Annotated in this window: 2 protein-coding genes; both read right to left on the bottom strand. The window is 63.2% G+C overall.

Annotated elements, in window-relative coordinates:
* Positions 1-1,689, bottom strand: a 1,689-nt coding sequence (locus ITX55_RS23840) for a S8 family serine peptidase (RefSeq protein ID WP_223085420.1), incomplete at its 3' end; no start/stop codon positions are given.
* 130 nt (positions 1,690-1,819) lie between these two features.
* Positions 1,820-1,925 (bottom strand): autotransporter outer membrane beta-barrel domain-containing protein (locus ITX55_RS24240; protein ID WP_370632734.1); only part of this gene is annotated, 106 nt, incomplete at its 5' end.

Here is a 1,925-nt window from a genome sequence, read left to right as displayed (position 1 = left end):
CGCCACGTTCAAGGTGCCGATCGAGTTGCCCGGCGCCACGGTGCCGCCGCGGCGGGCGGTCAGCGAACCGACCGTGCCGCTGCCGCCGACGATGCCGCCACTCTGCACGCTGACGTCCGAGGTGACCGAGCCGTTGATCGCCAGTCGGCCCTGATTGACCAGCGTCGGGCCGGAATAGGTGTTGGCGCCGGTCATGACCAGCGTGCCCATCCCTTCCTTGGTCAGGCCGCCGTGGCCGGAGATGTTATTGGAGTAAACGTCCAACTCACAGCTGATATCGTCACACTTCCTGGCATGCAACGTACCGGCATCCACCTCGGCGCCCAGTCCCGGAATATTGACGACAAACTGGGTCGGGCCGTAGGCCACGCCCGTCGGATCCGGGATGCGGAACTCTGCGGGAATATCCTCGACGGTATAGAACATGCCCGGGCCGTTGATGGCCTTGCCCAGGTTGATCATCCCCCAGCCGTAGAGCGCGTCGATGCCCGGCGCGCCCATGTCGGTGGCGGTGGTTTTCAGCACGTCGGCAATCTGCGCCGAGTTCATGTACGGGAAACGCTGCAGCAACACCGCCACTGCGCCGGTGACGTGCGGGGTCGCCATCGAGGTGCCGTTTTTATTGCCGTAGTCCGACACCAGATTGGCCGGATCGGAACCGTTGGCCACGGTGCTGTAGATTTTGCTGCCCGGCGACGAGACGCAGAAGCTGGCGGTATAGCCGCAGCGGGACGAGAAGCTGCTGATGGTGTAAGGCACGCTGTTGGCGGATGCCGCATCCTGCGCCACGCTGGCGACCGACAGCCAGTTCGGCGCGATGTCCGGCACGAAGTAGGCCAGCCCGCTGATCACATCCGGTTGGTTGTAATTGCCGTCGTTACCGGCGGCGAACAGCACCAGAATATTTTTGCGCGCCGCGTCGATGGCGCCCTGATAACCTGCGCCGGCCAGGCTACCGAGCAGCGGCTTGACCTGATCGAATTGCTCCTGCGCATCCTTCAGCTCGAAGTGCAGCGCGTTAGGATCGCGGCCGCCGTCGGACAGGAAATCGGGAATGCTGACGCCCCAGCTGTTGTTGATCACCCGCACGCCGCTCTTGATCATCGCCTGCCAGCCGGCATTGGTGACGGCGCCGTCCAGGCCGAGGAATTCGCCGTACGCCGGGCCGTCGTTGTCATTATCGACGCTGATCACCTGCGAATCGAAGGCCACGCCGTGCATGCCGACGCCGTCGCGATTCGCCGCGCTGATCCCCGCGACGTGCACCCCGTGATTGCTCAACATGCCCTGCGAACCGCTGTAGAAGTGGAAGGTGCCGTCGAAGTAAAAGCGATCGCCGGCGTTAATTCCCGGCCGGTGCGGATCGGTATAGGCGCGGTAGCCTTCGGTGACGACGTTGATCAGTTTGCCGTCGCCGGCGAATTCGGGATGGCGGTTAACCGGAGTGTCGAAAATGCCCACCTTTTGCCCTTTGCCGGTGTAGCCGGCGGCGTAGGCCTCATCGGCGTGGATCGCCCCCAACCCCCAGTTGGCGTTGAATTCGGCGCTGCGCCAGCTGGCCGGATCGCCGGGTTGGCCATTCACCTCGTGCGGCGCCGCCTGCGCATACCCTGCCAGCGCCATGCAGCAGACCAGCGCATTCAGCCGCCACGGCGAGCGACGAACGTTTCCTTTGCTATCAAAACCCATTGTTGTTGTCATTTCCTTACCTTTTGCTTGTTATTGGCCGACGCCCCAGGTGCGCCGGGTTCTCATTAGCAGGATGTGAAAAAGGAACCACCCGCAGGCGGTTCCCGTACAAGGATTGAGTCGATGTTGCTTAGAAACGCCAGGTGAAGCCGGCGTTGACGCTGTTGTCCTGATGGTGCTGCGACAGCAGCCCGCCGTAGCCCAGCGACAGCGAGGCGTTTTCGTTCACCGCCACT

Origin of the sequence: Serratia sp. EWG9 (assembly GCF_019913725.1) — a bacterium.
Taxonomy (GTDB): Bacteria; Pseudomonadota; Gammaproteobacteria; order Enterobacterales; family Enterobacteriaceae; genus Serratia; species Serratia ureilytica.
This window is presented reverse-complemented; position numbering and strand designations above follow the sequence as displayed.